The organism is Mycobacterium sp. KBS0706 (assembly GCF_005938675.2).
Taxonomy (GTDB): Bacteria; Pseudomonadota; Alphaproteobacteria; order DSM-16000; family Inquilinaceae; genus Inquilinus.
Genome location: NZ_VCCH02000033.1, coordinates 14,901 through 31,288, shown reverse-complemented (window position 1 = coordinate 31,288; position 16,388 = coordinate 14,901). Strand labels below are relative to the sequence as shown.

Annotated in this window: 16 protein-coding genes and 3 tRNA genes; 6 read left to right on the top strand and 13 right to left on the bottom strand. The window is 68.2% G+C overall.

Annotated elements, in window-relative coordinates:
- Positions 1 to 33: 33 nt before the first annotated feature.
- The 3 genes from tuf to FFK22_RS18860 form a co-directional block, all read right to left on the bottom strand.
- Positions 34 to 1,224: an elongation factor Tu gene (tuf, locus tag FFK22_RS18870; RefSeq protein ID WP_143956843.1), complete on the bottom strand. Its 1,191-nt coding sequence runs from the start codon at positions 1,222 to 1,224 to the stop codon at positions 34 to 36.
- Positions 1,225 to 1,273: 49 nt separating this feature from the next.
- Positions 1,274 to 1,347, bottom strand: a tRNA-Gly gene (locus FFK22_RS18865).
- A 54-nt stretch (positions 1,348 to 1,401) separates the two neighbouring features.
- Positions 1,402 to 1,486, bottom strand: a tRNA-Tyr gene (locus FFK22_RS18860).
- A 128-nt stretch (positions 1,487 to 1,614) separates the two neighbouring features.
- Between FFK22_RS18860 and rlmB the strand changes: the two genes are divergently transcribed.
- Both rlmB and FFK22_RS18850 read left to right on the top strand, forming a co-directional pair.
- The gene (rlmB, locus tag FFK22_RS18855; RefSeq protein WP_138891589.1) at positions 1,615 to 2,496 is read left to right on the top strand and encodes a 23S rRNA (guanosine(2251)-2'-O)-methyltransferase RlmB; all 882 of its coding nucleotides are present in this window, start codon (positions 1,615 to 1,617) and stop codon (positions 2,494 to 2,496) included.
- Between the two features lie 30 nt (positions 2,497 to 2,526).
- A complete protein-coding gene (locus FFK22_RS18850) occupies positions 2,527 to 3,096 on the top strand; it encodes an SMI1/KNR4 family protein (protein ID WP_138891588.1) in 570 nt (189 codons plus the stop codon).
- Positions 3,097 to 3,148: 52 nt separating this feature from the next.
- Here the strand turns inward: FFK22_RS18850 and FFK22_RS44790 are convergent, their stop codons facing one another.
- The 3 genes from FFK22_RS44790 to FFK22_RS18835 all read right to left on the bottom strand — a co-directional run bounded on the left by FFK22_RS44790 (position 3,149) and on the right by FFK22_RS18835 (position 3,976).
- On the bottom strand, positions 3,149 to 3,391 hold the full coding sequence (locus tag FFK22_RS44790) for a GIY-YIG nuclease family protein (protein WP_138891587.1): 243 nt from the start codon (positions 3,389 to 3,391) through the stop codon (positions 3,149 to 3,151).
- A 107-nt stretch (positions 3,392 to 3,498) separates the two neighbouring features.
- Positions 3,499 to 3,574: transfer RNA gene (locus FFK22_RS18840), tRNA-Ile, on the bottom strand.
- A 93-nt stretch (positions 3,575 to 3,667) separates the two neighbouring features.
- A complete protein-coding gene (locus FFK22_RS18835) occupies positions 3,668 to 3,976 on the bottom strand; it encodes a hypothetical protein (protein WP_138891586.1) in 309 nt (102 codons plus the stop codon).
- 394 nt (positions 3,977 to 4,370) lie between these two features.
- Here FFK22_RS18835 and FFK22_RS18830 point away from each other — a divergent pair, with 394 nt between their 5' ends.
- Genes FFK22_RS18830 through FFK22_RS18815 form a run of 4 tightly spaced genes read left to right on the top strand, consistent with a single transcriptional unit; the run spans position 4,371 to position 7,941 of the window.
- Positions 4,371 to 5,378: an ABC transporter substrate-binding protein gene (locus tag FFK22_RS18830; protein WP_138891585.1), complete on the top strand. Its 1,008-nt coding sequence runs from the start codon at positions 4,371 to 4,373 to the stop codon at positions 5,376 to 5,378.
- 1 nt (position 5,379) lies between these two features.
- Complete coding sequence (locus FFK22_RS18825) at positions 5,380 to 6,201, top strand: ABC transporter ATP-binding protein (protein WP_138891584.1); 822 nt, start codon at positions 5,380 to 5,382, stop codon at positions 6,199 to 6,201.
- A complete protein-coding gene (locus FFK22_RS18820; protein ID WP_138891583.1) occupies positions 6,194 to 7,042 on the top strand; it encodes an ABC transporter permease in 849 nt (282 codons plus the stop codon). The genes FFK22_RS18825 and FFK22_RS18820 overlap by 8 nt, the downstream gene beginning before the upstream one ends.
- Positions 7,043 to 7,065: 23 nt before the next feature.
- On the top strand, positions 7,066 to 7,941 hold the full coding sequence (locus tag FFK22_RS18815) for a TauD/TfdA family dioxygenase (RefSeq protein WP_138891582.1): 876 nt from the start codon (positions 7,066 to 7,068) through the stop codon (positions 7,939 to 7,941).
- 50 nt (positions 7,942 to 7,991) lie between these two features.
- On the opposite strand, the gene FFK22_RS18810 is transcribed toward FFK22_RS18815, so the two are convergent.
- From FFK22_RS18810 to FFK22_RS18780, 7 genes are all read right to left on the bottom strand, one after another.
- Positions 7,992 to 9,218, bottom strand: coding sequence for an MFS transporter (locus tag FFK22_RS18810; RefSeq protein WP_138891581.1), 1,227 nt, complete (start codon positions 9,216 to 9,218; stop codon positions 7,992 to 7,994).
- Positions 9,219 to 9,366: 148 nt separating this feature from the next.
- Entirely contained in the window at positions 9,367 to 10,860 is a 1,494-nt protein-coding gene (locus FFK22_RS18805; protein WP_138891580.1) for a mannitol dehydrogenase family protein, read from the bottom strand.
- 202 nt (positions 10,861 to 11,062) lie between these two features.
- The gene (locus FFK22_RS18800; RefSeq protein WP_138891579.1) at positions 11,063 to 11,581 is read right to left on the bottom strand and encodes a GNAT family N-acetyltransferase; all 519 of its coding nucleotides are present in this window, start codon (positions 11,579 to 11,581) and stop codon (positions 11,063 to 11,065) included.
- Positions 11,578 to 11,853, bottom strand: coding sequence for a DUF1778 domain-containing protein (locus FFK22_RS18795; protein WP_138891578.1), 276 nt, complete (start codon positions 11,851 to 11,853; stop codon positions 11,578 to 11,580). The genes FFK22_RS18800 and FFK22_RS18795 overlap by 4 nt, the downstream gene beginning before the upstream one ends.
- A gap of 149 nt (positions 11,854 to 12,002) precedes the next feature.
- Positions 12,003 to 13,946, bottom strand: a complete 1,944-nt coding sequence (gene rpoD / locus FFK22_RS18790) for an RNA polymerase sigma factor RpoD (protein ID WP_138891577.1) — start codon at positions 13,944 to 13,946, stop codon at positions 12,003 to 12,005.
- Positions 13,947 to 14,094: 148 nt separating this feature from the next.
- The gene (dnaG, locus tag FFK22_RS18785) at positions 14,095 to 15,915 is read right to left on the bottom strand and encodes a DNA primase (RefSeq protein ID WP_143956842.1); all 1,821 of its coding nucleotides are present in this window, start codon (positions 15,913 to 15,915) and stop codon (positions 14,095 to 14,097) included.
- Positions 15,916 to 16,104: 189 nt separating this feature from the next.
- Complete coding sequence (locus tag FFK22_RS18780) at positions 16,105 to 16,338, bottom strand: hypothetical protein (RefSeq protein WP_138893056.1); 234 nt, start codon at positions 16,336 to 16,338, stop codon at positions 16,105 to 16,107.
- Positions 16,339 to 16,388 lie beyond the last annotated feature (50 nt).

Below are 16,388 nucleotides of genomic sequence, written 5' to 3'. Positions count from 1 at the left end.
TCGCAACCGGATGCCGCAGGCGCGGCGTCCGAATTACGCGATGATCTTGGCGACGACGCCGGCGCCGACGGTGCGGCCGCCTTCGCGGATGGCGAAGCGCAGGCCCTCATCCATGGCGATCGGCGCGATCAGCTTGACCGTCATCGAGATGTTGTCGCCCGGCATCACCATCTCGGTGCCCTCCGGCAGCGACACCACGCCGGTCACATCCGTCGTCCGGAAGTAGAACTGCGGACGGTAGTTGGTGAAGAACGGTGTGTGACGGCCGCCCTCTTCCTTCGTCAGGATGTACGCCTCGGCCGTGAACTCGGTGTGCGGCGTGATCGAGCCCGGCTTGGCCAGAACCTGGCCGCGCTCGACGTCCTCGCGCTTGGTGCCGCGCAGCAGCGCCCCGATGTTGTCGCCCGCCTGGCCCTGGTCCAAGAGCTTGCGGAACATCTCGACGCCGGTGCAGGTCGTCTTCTGCGTCGCACGGATGCCGACGATCTCGATTTCCTCGCCGACCTTCACGATGCCGCGCTCGACACGGCCCGTCACCACCGTGCCGCGACCCGAGATCGAGAACACGTCCTCGATCGGCATCAGGAACGGGCGGTCCATCGGACGCTCCGGCTGCGGGATGTAGCTGTCGACCTTCGACATCAGCTCCAGGATCGCGTCGTGACCCAGCTTCTTGTCGCCGTCCTCCAGCGCCACCAGCGCCGAGCCCGGGATGATCGGAATGTCGTCCCCAGGGAAGTCGTACGAGCTCAGCAGCTCGCGGACCTCGAGCTCCACCAGCTCCAAGAGCTCCGGATCGTCGACCATGTCGACCTTGTTCAGGAACACCACCAGCGCCGGAACGCCGACCTGACGCGCCAAGAGGATGTGCTCGCGGGTCTGCGGCATCGGGCCGTCGGCCGCCGACACCACCAGGATCGCCCCGTCCATCTGCGCCGCGCCCGTGATCATGTTCTTCACGTAGTCGGCATGGCCCGGACAGTCCACATGCGCGTAGTGACGGTTCGCCGTCTCATACTCCACATGCGCCGTCGAGATCGTGATACCGCGCGCCTTCTCTTCCGGCGCCTTGTCGATCTGGTCGTACGCCGTGAACGTCGCCCCGCCCGTCTCCGCCAGCACCTTCGTGATCGCCGCCGTCAGCGACGTCTTGCCATGGTCCACGTGACCAATCGTGCCGATGTTGCAGTGCGGCTTCGTCCGCTCAAACTTCGACTTCGCCATTCTCTCGAAACCCTAATCGTTCGCGGTTGGGACCTGTGTGTCCCAGGACTGGAGCGGGTGAAGGGAATCGAACCCTCGTATTCAGCTTGGAAGGCTGCTGCTCTACCATTGAGCTACACCCGCCCGGAGTCCGGGACGCGCCATGTCCTCGACCGTGACTCGAAGCCAAGCGGGCTTTGGTGGAGGGGGCTGGATTCGAACCAGCGTACGCTATGCGGGCAGATTTACAGTCTGCTGCCTTTAACCACTCGGCCACCCCTCCAAAGGGCTTCGCCGCACGGCTCGGCGAATGGCGGGGCGGAATATCGACATCCCTGCGCGGAAGTCAAGCATGCGTGATGCGAAAATCGCAATCTTGACCCCGCCCGCCCCACAGCGCACAGGACGGCGATGACCCGCACACCTCAGAACCGCCCGCCCCGCCCCGCGACCTCTCATGGCCCGCGGTCCAATTCCCATCAGGGCCAGCGCCCGGATCAGCGCGGCCCCGGCGGCCGCGCGCCGGACGGCCGCCCGCCGGCGCGCGAGCCCGACCGCTACCTCTACGGCGTGCACGCCGCCGTCGCCGCGATCCTGAATCCGGAGCGGGTGGTCACCCGGGTGCAGTGCACCGAGGCCGGCCTCGCGAATCTGTCCGACGCCCTGGCGCAGGCGGCCGAGGCCGGGATCGACCGGCCGGCGCCGGAGATCGTCGACCGCGCCCTGATGGACCGCTTCCTCAAGGGCGCCGTGCACCAGGGTATCGCGCTGGAGATCAAGCCCCTGGAGGCGCCGGACATCGACGATCTCGGCCGCGAGGCGGAGCTGCGCGACGGGACGCAGGGGCGCAGCGTGGTGGTGGTGCTGGACCAGGTGACCGATCCGCACAACATCGGCGCCATCCTGCGCTCGGCCGCGGCCTTCGGCGCGCTCGCCGTCATCGTCACCGACCGCAACACGCCGGAGGTCACCGGGGTGATGGCCAAGGCGGCGTCGGGCGCGGTCGAGCACGTGGCCCTGACCCGGGTGAAGAACCTGGCCCGGGCTCTCGAATCGCTCGGCGAGCTGGGCTTCCGCCGGATCGGCCTGGCCGAGGAGGGCGAGACGACCCTGGCCGAGGCGATGCAGGGCGACCGGGTGGCGCTGGTGCTGGGCGCGGAAGGCGAGGGCTTGCGCCATCTGACCCGCGAAACCTGCGACGTGCTGGCCAAGCTGCCGACCCAGGGCCCGGTCGGCAGCCTCAATGTCTCCAACGCTGCTGCGATCGCGCTGTACGAGGCGGCAAGGGGTTAGGTCGATCGGAACAAAAGGGTGGGCGGACCGATGGATGACCTCGTCCTGGCTGCGATCCGGCGCCGGATCGCAGCGAAGATACCGGATCTCGACAGGTCCGCGCCGGCGCGATTGCAACCAGCCGATCCGCACGACGTTGCCGACGACGAAAGACAGCTCGGCTTCCCCCTCCCGCCGCTGCTGAAGCGCATCTATTCGGAGCTCGCGAACGGAGGCTTCGGGCCGGGCTACGGGCTGATCGGCCTGACCAACGGCATCCCGGACGACACCGGCAAGACCGGACCGGCCATCTACAGGATGTTCCGTGACGGTGATCCCGAAGATCCCCGCTGGACTTGGCCGGAGGGACTCCTGCCGATCTGCCACTGGGGTTGCGCCATTCTGTCGTGTATCGACTGTGCGGATCCGAACTTCCGCATGCGGATCTTCGATCCCAATGAACACCGTGACGAAGATTGGGCCGACGCCTTCTTCGAGGAATCCCCCAGTTTTGAAGAATGGATCGGAGCGTGGGCTTCAGGCGTCGATCTGTGGACGCTGATGTACGGCGAAGAGGGGCATATCACCCGGCTTTTGGCCGCCCGGAAACCGATCTCCTGAAATGCCAAGCGTGGCAGCGCCACGCGTAGCCGAAGGGCGAAGCGTGGGCGAATCAGGTCAACCTCTTCTTCGTAAAAGCCCTGCCGGAATGCGATTTGAGGTACTTCTCGAACGCCAACGCTTTCAGCTTGTCCGGAAAAGCGCAATACCAGACCAGCTCCCATGGCATAAACTTGGCCGTATGGGTCGATTTGCCCGCGTTGTGATCGGCTATTCGCTGTCTCAGATCAGCGGAGGCGCCAACGTACTCCTGGTCGGGAGAAGCGATGCTCCGGATGATGTAGACATACCACACGGCGCCAGTCCGTCTTCGCTTCCGCTGCGCTCCAGCTACGCCGGACACTGCTTCGCCCTAACGGTTTCGGCGTGGCTGCGCCACGCGAAGCCCGTAAGGGCGAAGCGTGGTGGGCCCGGCAGGATTCGAACCTGCGACAACACCGTTATGAGCGGCGGGTTCTAACCGCTGAACTACAGGCCCGTCCGGCGCCCCTTCTAGCAAGCGGCGCCGGCGCGGGGAAGCCGGTTGCGGCGCCCGGCCGGGTGGGGATGGGCCGGGCGCCGCAGACCGCGGCTACTGCGCCTTCTGGCCGCCGGCCATCATCTGCTTGACGATGCCGACGATGACCATCAGCACGCCGCCGCCGACGCCACCGCCAACGACCTGGCCGATGATCGAGCCGATGTCGAGGCTGCCGCTGGCGGCCGCCGCGCCCAAGCTGGGGATGATCGCCGACAGGATCTGGCCGCCGATACCGCCGCCGACGATGCCGACGACCGAGTTCCAGAGGGTGCCGAGGTTGTATTGCTTGAGGGCGGCGCCGGCCACATTGCCGCCGACCGCACCCGCCACGAGCTGGATGATCAGGGTCACGATGTCCATCGGATCTCCTTCCGATCCATGGAGCGCCGTCGGACGGTGCGGCGCATAAGCAACCGATTCGCCGAATCATCGGCACCGCACAAATAATAATGCGCCTCGAGCCGCCTCGTCTCAAGAGCCATTTGGGAACGGACGGAGACCGTCTCGCTGCAACGAAGAACCCGCCGTGTCGTCAGCGGGCAATTTCAGCGATTCTATTGTCGGATTTACACCCTCGTTACGGATCCGGATGGGATCGGTTCGGACTCGGGACGGAAGTCCATAGCCGGGTCGGATGAGGAATAAAATACACCTGGATTCTGATATATATCAAATAACACAAACGAATTGGATTGATATTTCCAGCTTCCCCCCAAATCTTCGTCCTATTGCCGCCCAACCAGAGACCGTCGCCATGCGCACCCGCTTCCTCGGATCCCTCGTCGCCGCCGCGACGCTGCTCGCCCTCGGCGCCCCGGCCCGGGCGGAGACCACAACGCTGCGGATCGCGCAGCAATTCGGCATCTCCTACCTGCCGATGATCGTGGCCAAGCAGCAGAAGCTGATCGAGGCGGCGGCCACCGAGGCCGGGCTGCCGGCGCCGGAGATCGAGTGGATCCAGGTCAGCGGCGGCGCGGCCATGAACGAGGCGCTGCTGTCCGGCAGCCTGGACGTCGCCGCGGCCGGGGCGCCGCCGGCGATCACGCTGTGGGCCAAGACGCGTGGGTCGATCGACGTCAAGGGCATCGCCGCGCTGGGGTCGATGCCGATCTACCTGACCACCACCAATCCGCAGGTGACGTCGCTGGCCGACTTCACCGACCAGGACCGGATCGCGCTGCCGGCGGTCAAGGTCGGCTTCCAGGCGGTGGTGCTGCAGATGGCGGCGGCCCAGGCCTTCGGCGCGGACCAGGCGACCAGGCTGGACGACCTGACCGTCAGCATGGCGCATCCGGACGCGACCGCGGCCCTCTTGTCCGGCAGCGCGGAGGTCACCGCCAATTTCGGCGCCCCGCCGTTCCAGAACCAGCAGCTGCAGGATCCGAAGATCCACCGGGTGCTGAGCAGCTACGACGTGCTGGGCGGCCGGCACACCTTCAACGTGGTCTACGCCACCGGCGCCTTCTACGCCGAGAACCCGAAGACGGTGGCGGCGATCGTCACCGCGCTGGACCGCGCCGACCAGTTCATCCAGGCCCATCCGGCCGAGGCCGCCAAGCTGTACATCGCGGCGGAATCCTCGAAGCTGCCCGAACCCTTCGTCGAGGCGCTGATCACTGCCGCCGACACGCGCTACACCGTGGCGCCCGAGAACATCCTGAAATTCGTCGAGTTCCAGCACCGCATCGGCCAGATCGCGACCACCACGGCGGATTGGCGCGACCTGTTCTTCCCGCCGTTGCACGACCGGCAGGGCAGCTGAGATGGCGGCCCCTGCCCTCGCCCTGACTCCTGAGACGATTGCAGTACCGGCGCTGCAAGTGGAGGGCGTCACCCTGTCCTATGCCGTCGACGGCCGAAGGGTGACGGCGGTCGAGGATGTCAGCCTGGACATCCGCCGCGGCGAGCGGCTGGTGCTGCTGGGCCCGTCCGGCTGCGGCAAGTCGAGCCTGCTGAAGAGCATCGGCGGCTTCCTGCCGCCCGCCGCCGGCCGGGTGCTGCTGGACGGGCGGCCGGTGTCGCGCCCCGGCCCCGACCGGATGATGGTGCTGCAGGATTTCGAGCAGTTGCTGCCCTGGCTGACGGTGCGGCGCAACCTGGTCGCAGCCCTGGCCTGGGCAAGGCGCACCCGGCGGGCCGAGGCCGAGTCCATCGCCGATGACATGCTGCAGCGCGTCGGCCTGGCCCGCGTCGCCGACCAGTATCCGAACACCTTGTCAGGCGGCATGAAGCAGCGCGTCGCCATCGCCCGCGCCTTGGCGCTGCGGCCCGAGGTGCTGCTGATGGACGAGCCCTTCGCCGCGCTGGACGCGATGACCCGGCGCCGGATGCAGGAGGAGCTGCTGGCGCTGTGCGAGGACACCGGCGTCACCACCATCTTCGTCACCCATGCGATCGACGAGGCGATCGTGATCGGCAGCCGGATCGTGGTGATGACCGCGCATCCCGGCCGGATCCGCGCCGTGATCGACCTGCCGGGCGGCCGCGGGCCGGACCGGGGCGACCCGGCCTTCGCTGCGCTGGAGGCCCGGATCGGCGGGCTGATCGCCGACCAGATCGGGTCGACGGAGACGGCCGATGGTTGATTATCAGGGCTTGCTGCAGGCCGGGTCGCCGTTGCGCCCGGCCAAGGCCGAAACGCCCGTACGGCGCTGGATCGGCACGGGAGGCTGGCGCCGCCTGCTGATCCTGGCGGCGCTGGCGGCGGTGTGGGAGGTCGCGGCGCGCATCGTCGGCAGCCCGCTGCTGCTACCCGGCTTCCTGACCACCCTCGCCGCCTTCGGACAGGGCGTGGCCAGCGGCGAGCTGCCGCTGCGCACCCTGGCCTCGCTGCAGGTGCTGGTGGCGGGCTACGCCATCGGCGTGGTCGCGGCGGCGATCCTGGCCGGGCTGGCCACCGCCAGCCGGCTGGGCGCCGAGCTGCTGTCGACCCTGACCGCGATGTTCAACCCGCTGCCGGCCATCGCCCTGCTGCCGATCGCGCTCCTGTGGTTCGGCCTGGGCACGCCCAGCCTGCTGTTCGTGATCGTTCATTCGGTGCTGTGGCCGCTTGCCCTGGCCGCCCATGCGGGCTTCCGGGCCGTGCCGCGGCCGCTGGCGATGGTCGGGCAGAATCTCGGCCTGAGCGGCGCCGCCTATGTCGCCCGCATCCTGGTGCCGGCCGCCTTCCCGGCGATCCTGGCCGGGCTGAAGATCGGCTGGGCCTTCGCCTGGCGCACCCTGATCGCCGCCGAGCTGGTGTTCGGCGTGTCCTCCCGCTCCGGCGGGCTGGGCTGGTTCATCTATGTCAACCGCAACCAGCTGGAGACGGCGAACGTCTTCGCCGGCCTCTTGGCCATCATCCTGATCGGCCTCCTGGTCGAAAGCCTCTTGTTCCGCACCCTGTCCCGGCTCACCGTCGAGCGCTGGGGCACGCAGAACCCCTGAGATCACGGAACGGAAACGCCGCCATGTCCTTCACCACCCGTCCGCTGTCCGAGCTGCTGGGCGTCGAGATCTCCGGGCTCGACCTCGCCACCCCGCCGGACGACGCCACCTTCGCCCGGGTCAAATCGTTGTTCGAGAGCCATTCGGTGGCGGTGTTCCGCGACCAGCGGTTCACGCCGGAGCAGCATATCGACTTCAGCCGCCGCTTCGGTGAGCTGGAGATCCATGTGCAGCACCATTTCCATCTGGCCGGGCATCCGGAGATCCTGATCGTCTCGAACGAGATGCGGGACGGCAAGCCGCTGGGCCTGGCCGATGCCGGGCGCTACTGGCATTCCGACCTGTCCTACAAGGCGGAGCCGAGCCTGGGGTCGCTGCTGCACGCCCAGACCCTGCCGCCGGTCGAGGGCGACACGCTGTTCGTCAGCATGGCCGCGGCCTATGACGCGCTGGACGACGCGACCAAGGCCCAGATCGAGGGCCTCACGGCCGTGCACGACTACAGCGCCCGCAACGTGGCGCAGCAGGCCAAGAGCGCGCTGCGGCCGGGGCTCACGGCGGACCAGGCCAGGACGGTGCCGCCGGTGACCCATCCGGTGGTGCGGATCCACCCGGCGACCGGCCGCAAGGCCCTGTTCGTCAATGAGGGCTTCACCACCCATGTCAACGAGCTGGAGCGGCCGCAGAGCGACGCGCTGCTGCGCCGGCTGTTCGCGCACATGACCCAGCCGCAGTTCCAATACCGGCACCGCTGGCAGGCGCACGACCTGGTGTTCTGGGACAACCGCGCCACCATCCACCTGGCCACCGGCTGCCCGCCGCACCTGGCCCGCACCCTGTACCGCACCACAGTGAAGGGCGACCGGCCGATCGGGCCGCAGGACCGGGCGGCGGCCTGAGACGGCTGCGCCGTCCCCATCGCAGGACGGGGACGGCGCGCCTGGGACGCTCACGCCGGCTGAAGTTGCGGGCTCCGCCGCGACGGCAAAGGCGGGAAGGCCAGCGCGATGGCGACGGCACCGAGCCCGACCGCGAACGACCCGAGATAGAGCCAGTGATAGGCGGCGAAGGTGTCGAATACCCAGCCGCCGGCCCAGGGGCCCAGCGCCATGCCGATGCTCGACGCCATGGTCACGGCGCCGAACACCGTGCCCATCGCGGCCTGGCCGAAATACTCGCGCGCCAGCACGGCATAGAGAGGCATCACGCCGCCATAGGCGGTGCCGAAGATCATGGCCAGCAGGTAGAACTCGCCGAGATTGGCGACGAAGAGATAGGCGCCGATCACCACCGCCTGCACCAGCAGCCCGGCCACCAGCACGCGCTTGACGCCGAGGCGGTCGGCCAGGATTCCGAGCAGCAGACGCCCGCCCAGCCCGGCCAGCCCCTCGACGCTGTAGATGGTGACGGCGGCCAGGGGGGCGACGCCGCAGGTGATGGCGTAGCTGACCATGTGAAAGATCGGCCCGGAATGGGCGGCGCAGCACAGGAAGAAGGTCGCCGCCAGGATCGCGAATTGCGGCGTGCGGAAGGCACTCGCCGCCGACATGTCGCCGATCTCGCCGGATGGCGCCGGAGCCTCGGCGGCGCCGGCCGCAACCGGCGACCGGCGGACCAGCAGCCCGGCCGGCAGCAGCAGCACCCAGGCGGCGATGCCGATGACCATCATCGCCGTCCGCCAGCCATAATCCGCCACCAGCCAGGCGGCGAAGGGCGAGACCGTCATCGGCGCCACGCCGATGCCCGCCGACACCAGCGAGACTGCCAGGGCGCGATTGGTGCTGAACCAGGCGGTGGCGGCGGCCACCATCGGCGCGAAGAAGGACCCGGCCGCGAGCCCGACGAGCGTGCCGTAGATCAGTTGGAAGGTGGCGAGCGTGGTGCTCCGGCTGGCCAGGACCAGGGCCAGGCCCAGCAGCGCCGCACCGCTGAGCACCACGATCCGGGGGCCGATGCGGTCGCTGATCGCGCCCCAGGCGAAGCCGGCGGCGCCCATGACCAGGAAATTGAGGGTCATGGCGCTGGAGATCCCGGCGCGGCTCCAGCCGGTGTCGGCCGACATCGGCTGCAGGAAGATCGCCAGCGAGAACATCGCGCCGATGCCGACGCAGGTCATCAGCGCACCGACACCGATGATGACCCAGCGATAGGGATTGTCCGTCCGCGGCTGTGACATGGAGGCCTCTTCCGCATGGCGCCGGCGCATCGCGGAGGGGACCATCCCGCCCCGGAGCGCCGGCTCTCATGTTGAAGACGAACGGACTGGCCGGAAATCGACGTCCCGGCCGAAAAAATTTTACCTCCTGGTAAAGCGTTCTCCGCCCTCAGCCCTCCAGCCGGGCATAGGACGCGGCCGTCGCCTTGGCGCCCTGGTGGTACAGGGCGTCGAGGGCGCGGGTCACCGCGGCGCGGAACTGCGGGTGCCCCGGCAGGTCGTCGCCGAACACCGCGCGCACGCCGAGCAGTGCCGGCGCCAGGCGGTCGGCCACCGGCCCGGCCTGGCGCGCGATCGCGGCGAGGTCGGCGGCCAACGGGTCGCGGACGTCGATCGGCTTGCCGGCCTCGTCGGTGCCGGCGACGTAGCGCATCCAGGCGGCGACGCCGAGGGCGTGGCGGTCGACCGGCAGGCCGCGCGCCAGCCGGTCGCGGACGGTGCCCAGCAGCCGCTGCGGCAGCTTCTGCGTCCCATCCATGGCGATCTGCCAGGTGCGATGCTTCAAAGCCGTGTTGCGGAAGCGGTCGATCAGCGAGCGCTTGTAGCCCGCGACATCGGCACCGGGCGGCAAGGTCAGGGTCGGGGTGGAATCGTCCATCAGCGCCTCGACGAAGGCGGCGATGCCCGGCTCCGCCATCGCCGCCGCCACCGTCTCGCAGCCGGAGAGATAGCCGAGATAGGCGAGCGAGGAGTGGCTGCCGTTGAGCAGCCGCAGCTTCATCGTCTCATAGGGCGCGACCTCCGACACCAGCGTCGCCCCCGCCGCCTCCCAGGCCGGGCGGCCGGACAGGAAGCGGTCCTCGATCACCCATTGCAGGAAGGGCTCGGTGACGATCGGCCAGGCATCCTCGACCCCGAGCGCCGCGGCGATGCGGCCGCGGTCCTCGTCGGTGGTGGCCGGCACGATGCGGTCGACCATGGTCTCGGGGCACGCGATCTCGCCCTCGACATAGGCGCCGAGATCGGGCGAGACCAGCGCGGCGAAGCGCGACAGGATGCGGTGCAGGGTGCGGCCATTGGCCGGCAGGTTGTCGCAGCACAGCGGGGTGAAGGGCGCCAGCCCCTCCGCCCGGCGGCGGGCGATCGCCCGGGCCAGGATGCCGATGGCCGAGCGCGGCGCCGCGGGATGCGCCAGGTCGTGGACGATGTCGGGGTGGCTCTCGTCCAGCCGGCCGGTGGCCGGGTCGTGGCAATAGCCCTTCTCGGTCACGGTCAGGCTGACGATGGCGACCGACGGCCGACACAGCGCGTCGAGCAGGGCGGCCGGGTTCTCCGGCGCCACCAGCACGTCGCGGACGGCGCCGATGACCCGCAGCGCCTCGCCGTCGCTGTCGCGCACCGACAGGGTGTAGAGCCCGTCCTGCGGCACCAGCGCGTCGCGCGTATCCGGGCTGCGCAGGCTGGCGCCGAGGATGCCCCAGCGCCGGTCTCCCGCCGCCAGCACGTCGTCGGTGCAGACCGCCTGATGGGCGCGGTGGAAGGCGCCGATGCCGAGATGGACGATGCCGGTGGCGACCGCGTCGCGGTCATAGCCCGGCCGCGCCACCGATGCCGGCAGCCCGGCCAGGGCGGCCGTCGAGAGCCGCCGTGAGGATGGGGTCATGCGCGGCGTCCCCGACGGCCGGACAGCGGAATTTCGCGAAGCAGCATCGACGGCGCCCTCTCCCTGATCTCGTCATCCCTGCGGTAGCGCCGATTGACGCCGGGGACAACCTCTCGAATCCCGCTGCGATCCTAGTATGGCAGTTCGGAGCGCAGCAATGTTCGTCAGATATGTCCGCTGGGCCGCGGCCCAGCTTCGACCGTCACTCCTCCTGCAGGACCGCCCTCACGTCCTTCATCAACAAGAACAATAGAAAGGGATCGACCGGTGATGGCTCGAAATCGAAACGTTCATAGAAGGCGCGCGCTGCCTCGTCCTTGGCGTGGACGAGGAAGGCCCGAATGCCTGCGATTTCCGCCGCCTGAGCCGTTCGCAGCAACGCGTCCTTGAGCAGGGCCTTGCCGAGGCCGCGGCCCTGCTCCGATATGTCGACGGCGAGTCTGGCCAGCAGCATCACAGGCACTGGATGTCGTGGCAGTCCCTTGGTCGTGCGGGAGGGCGCCTCGGCGCGATCCACCGCTCCCACGGTCAGGCTGTAAAAGCCGACGACGCGTCTCTCCCCAGTCCGGCAGACGCAATAGGTCTGGGCGCTGTCGGCCTTCTGGTTGGCAAGGGCGAAGCGGATCAGAAAACGGTTGAGCGGTTCCTGTCCGCAATCAAAGTCGTCAAGCTCGTGAGTGGCGTCGAGCTTCTCGAGGGGACCGTACCGCCTCGCAGTCACCCGAGCACGCCCTTTCCATCGAGCAGCTTCTTGAGACACGGCTTGGCTGTCACAGGGCGGTCGAGCGCTTCCTGAAAGGCGGCCCAGCGCTCGTCGTCGAGCCGGAAGACACGTCGGTCGGCCAGTGCCATTTCGGCGGCGGCAAGGCCGGCCTCCAGCAGAAATTCTGTGACATTCTTGTGCGACGAGGCCGCAGCCCTCTGCAGCAACGCCTTCATGGCCGGGGTCGCCCGCACTTCGATCCGCTCTGACTTGGCTTCCGGCGAGGACATCGGAAAAGCTCCTTGCTCATCTCGCTTATATCATACGGACAATATACGGACAACGCCACCAAATTGGAATGTGGCAACGATAGCAGGACCTAAAACGAAAACGGGCAGCCCGGAGGCTGCCCGCCGATCGTCGAAAGTCCTTGCGCTTCTCAGGTGTCCAGGAAGCTGCGCAGCTTGCGGCTGCGGCTCGGATGCTTCAGCTTGCGCAGCGCCTTCGCCTCGATCTGGCGGATACGCTCGCGCGTCACCGAGAACTGCTGGCCGACCTCTTCGAGCGTGTGGTCGGTGTTCATGCCGATGCCGAAGCGCATGCGCAGCACCCGCTCCTCGCGCGGCGTCAGCGAGGCCAGGACGCGCGTGGTGGTCTCGCGCAGATTGGCCTGGATCGCGGCGTCCAGCGGCTGGACCGCGTTCTTGTCCTCGATGAAGTCGCCGAGATGGCTGTCCTCCTCGTCGCCGATCGGCGTCTCGAGGCTGATCGGCTCCTTGGCGATCTTGAGGACCTTGCGCACCTTCTCCAGCGGCATCAGCAGGCGCTCGGCCAGCTCCTCCGGGGTCGGCTCGCGGCCGATCTCGTGCAGCATCTGCCGGCTGGTGCGGACCAGCTTGTTGATCGTCTCGATCATGTGCACCGGAATGCGGATGGTCCGCGCCTGGTCGGCGATCGAGCGGGTGATCGCCTGCCGGATCCACCAGGTGGCGTAGGTCGAGAACTTGTAGCCGCGGCGGTACTCGAACTTGTCGACCGCCTTCATCAGCCCGATGTTGCCCTCCTGGATCAGGTCCAGGAACTGCAGCCCGCGGTTGGTGTATTTCTTGGCGATCGAGATCACCAGGCGGAGATTGGCCTCGACCATCTCCTTCTTGGCGCGCCCGGCCTCCTTCTCGCCCTTCTGCACGGTCGAGACGATGCGGCGGTACTCCGAGATCGGCAGGCCGACCTCATCCGAGATCTGGCTGATCTGGCCGCGCACCCGCTGGGCCGCGGTGCCGTTCTTCTCGGCGAACTTGGTCCACTTCTTGTCGAGGCCGCGCACCCGTTCGACCCAGTTCGGGTCGAGCTCGTGGCCGAAATAGTGCTGCAGGAAGGATTCGCGGCTGACCCCGCCCTCGACCACCAGGCGCATGAGCTGGCCTTCGAGGCCCATCAGCTTGCGGTTCTGGCCGTAGAGCTGCTCGACCAGCTGCTCGATCCGGACATTGTTGAGGTGCACGCCCTCCATCAGGCGGACCATGTCCTCCTTCAGCTTGTCGTATTTCGAATCCGACTGCTTGGAGAGAGCCTCGCCCTTCTGGATCTGGGTCAGGCGCTGCTCCTGCAGCTTGTGCATCTTCTGATAGGTCTGCTCGATCGCCTCGAAGGTCTCGAGCACCTGCGGCTTCAGCGCCTCCTCCATGGCGGAGAGGGAGATGCCGCCGTCGTCCTCGTCGCCCGAGCCGCCGGACGCGGCCTCGCCTTCGCCCTCCGTCTCGGCCTCTTCTTCGGCCTCGCTCTCGCCCTCGCTCATGGCCAGCGCCTCGCCCTCGGGGCTGGCGCCGTAGGTGGCGTCGAGGTCGATGACGTCGCGCAGCAGCATCTTCCCGTCCTTCAGGGACGAATGCCACTCGATCATCGCGCGGATGGTCAGCGGGCTCTCGCAGATGCCGCCGATCATCATCTCCCGGCCGGCCTCGATGCGCTTGGCGATGGCGATCTCGCCCTCGCGCGACAGCAGCTCGACCGAGCCCATCTCGCGCAGATACATGCGCACGGGGTCGTCGGTGCGGCCGACATCGTCGTCATCGAGGTTGCCGGCGTTGCGGCCCTCGCCATCGGCATCGCCGGCGGCCGCCGCGGTGTCTTCCGACTCCTCGTTCTCGACCACGTTGATGCCCATCTCGGACAGGTTCGAGGTCACGTCCTCGATCTGCTCGGACGAGGTCAGGTCCGGCGGCAGGGCGGCGTTCAGCTCGTCGATGGTGACGTAGCCGCGCTCCTTGCCCTTGGCGATCAGCTTCTTCACCGCCTGGACGGTCACGTCCATCGAGGCGCCGTCCGCGCTGTCCTCGCGCGTCTCGGCCGAATCCGCCGCTGCCGCTGTCTTGGTCGCCATCTGCACCCGTGCCCCTTCACCCGCCGCCGTCGGGAGTGACCCGAAGCTGGCTCTCATACCTAAGCTTCTGCGCGCAAGGAAGGGGCACGACTCGGATTCGGCCATGCCCCGCCACGTCGCGGCGATCTACTCAACCCTGCCCGACGGACTACGGTCCATTCGGTGAAGCCTCTAGTTGCGCAATCTCACGGCCCAGCAAGCGCCACCGCTCCAGCAACGCCTCAGCCTTGTCCCGCACCAAAATCTCAGCGATCTGAGCGCGTTCACGACGAAGCGCGCGTAGGTGGATGCGCGTCCAAATCAGCGTCCACCCTGCGCGCGCCTGTTCGAGAGGCGCTTCTGGCCGAGTGAACGGCCATTTCCTGCGGATGCGGTCAACCAGGGCCGGCGGGAAACCTTCGGCTTCGGGAACAGTGAGGTAGGAGCGAATCGGTTGCGAATCAAGCCCCGCCGATTCGGCCGACTCGGTGAGCCGTGAAAGCATACGGTGGCGATGCGACTCAAGAACCGGGTCAGGAATAGGAATTGCAGCCAGATATTCCGCCACCTCTTCAATGAGATCAGGGTGGCCCTCTAACAGGACAAGCAACTCTGTGATTGCGAGATGATCGTCAGATCCTAAACCGATCTGCGACGGCTTGGGCCCGGCCGGCGCCGGCGGCTTGCCGCCCGGCCGCCACTCCTGCCGCTTCGGCCGCCAGGGATAGGCCTCCTCGAACCGGGCCCGCAGCTCGGCCACATACTGACCCTGCACCGCCGGGTCGGCGATCCGCCGGGCCTGGGCCTCGACGCCGGCGCGCAGCCCGGCCCGCCCTTCCGGCGTCTCCAGCCGGTGCATCGTGGTCTGGCGGTCGAACAGCACCCGGACCAGCGGCAGCGCACTCTCCAGCACCGCCTGCATGGCCGCGCCGCCGCCGGAGCCACGGATCAGGCTGTCCGGGTCCTCGCCCTGCGGCAGGAAGGCGATGCGGGCGGAATGGTCCGGCTTCAGTTGCGGCAGGATCCGGTCCATCGCCCGCCAGGCGGCGCGCCGCCCGGCCTCGTCGCCGTCGAAGCACAGCACCGGCACCGGCGCCATCTTCCACAGTTCGACGATCTGCTCCTCGGTCAGGGCGGTGCCGAGCGGCGCCACCGCCGCCTCGAAGCCGGCCCGGACCAGGGCGATCACGTCCATGTAGCCTTCGGCGACGATCACGGTCTGGCCCTGCGACGCCGCCTGCCGGGCCCGGGACATGCCGTAAAGCAGGCCGCCCTTGTGGAATAGCGGGTTGTCCGGGCTATTGATGTATTTCGGCCCGTCGCCCTCCATGATCCGGCCGCCGAAGGCGACGGTGCGGCCGCGCCGGTCGGCCACCGGGAACATCACCCGGTTGCGGAAGAAGGAGTAGAGGTCGCGCCCGTCATCGGGCCGGCGGGCCAGCCCGACCTCCTCGATCATCGGATCCTGGAAGCCCTGGCCGCGCAGATGCTTGATCAGCTTGCCGCCGTCGGTCGGGGCGAAGCCCAGCCGGAAACGCGAGATGGTGTCGCCGTCCAGGCCGCGGCCCTTGAGATAGTCGCGCGCCGTCCGGCCGCCGGGACCGCGCAGTTCGGCCTCGAACAAGGCGCAGGCGGATTCGACGACGTCGTACAGCGTCTTCTGCCGTTCGAACCGGGCCCGGTCCTCCGGCGCGGCCTTCGGCAACTCCAGCCCGGCCTGGGAGGCCAGCACCTCCACCGCCTCCATGAAGGGCAGGCGGTCATGCTGCATCACGAAGGCGATGGCGTCACCGGTGGCGCCGCAGCCGAAGCAGTGGAAGAAGCCCTTCTGGTCGCTGACCGTGAAGCTCGGCGTCTTCTCCTTGTGGAACGGGCAGCAGGCCTTGAACTCGCCCTTGGTGCTGCGCTGCAGCGGCACCCGCTTGCCGACCACGTCGGAGACCTGGAGGCGGGAGCGCAGCTCTTCGAGGAAGCCGGGAGGAATGGGCATGCAGGTCGGGCTAGCAGGCGGGGTTGGACTGCAGCGCGGGGAGTGCGATCTCGCGCGTTTCGGTCATTGCCGCTTCCGGCCTTCGGCCGCGGCGCGCTCCCTGGCGCGCAACTTGAGCAAGATCCTGATCTGAGCGTCGGACAGGTCGTGGACCCGCACAGTCGCCTCCTCGGTGAGGGTGTTCCCGAATTACAGCTGGTAGCCGTGGCTCGACAGGACGTTTGCCATGTTCGACCCCTCCCACGAGCCGGGCCGGCTGAGGACCATCCCGGCATCCTCGGCGAGCATCACAAGCAGCCGCTCGACCGTGAGGGGACCGTGCGTGGTCGCGCCCTCGCGCTCGGCGTCTATCTCGGTGCACAGCTTGACCAGCTCGGCCAGGTCGGCCGCTGTTTTATCGGTGATCTCGATGGTAACCTTCATGTTTCCCCTCATTGGTTGACTGGCGAGCCGGACCCGCCGCCGGGTTAGAA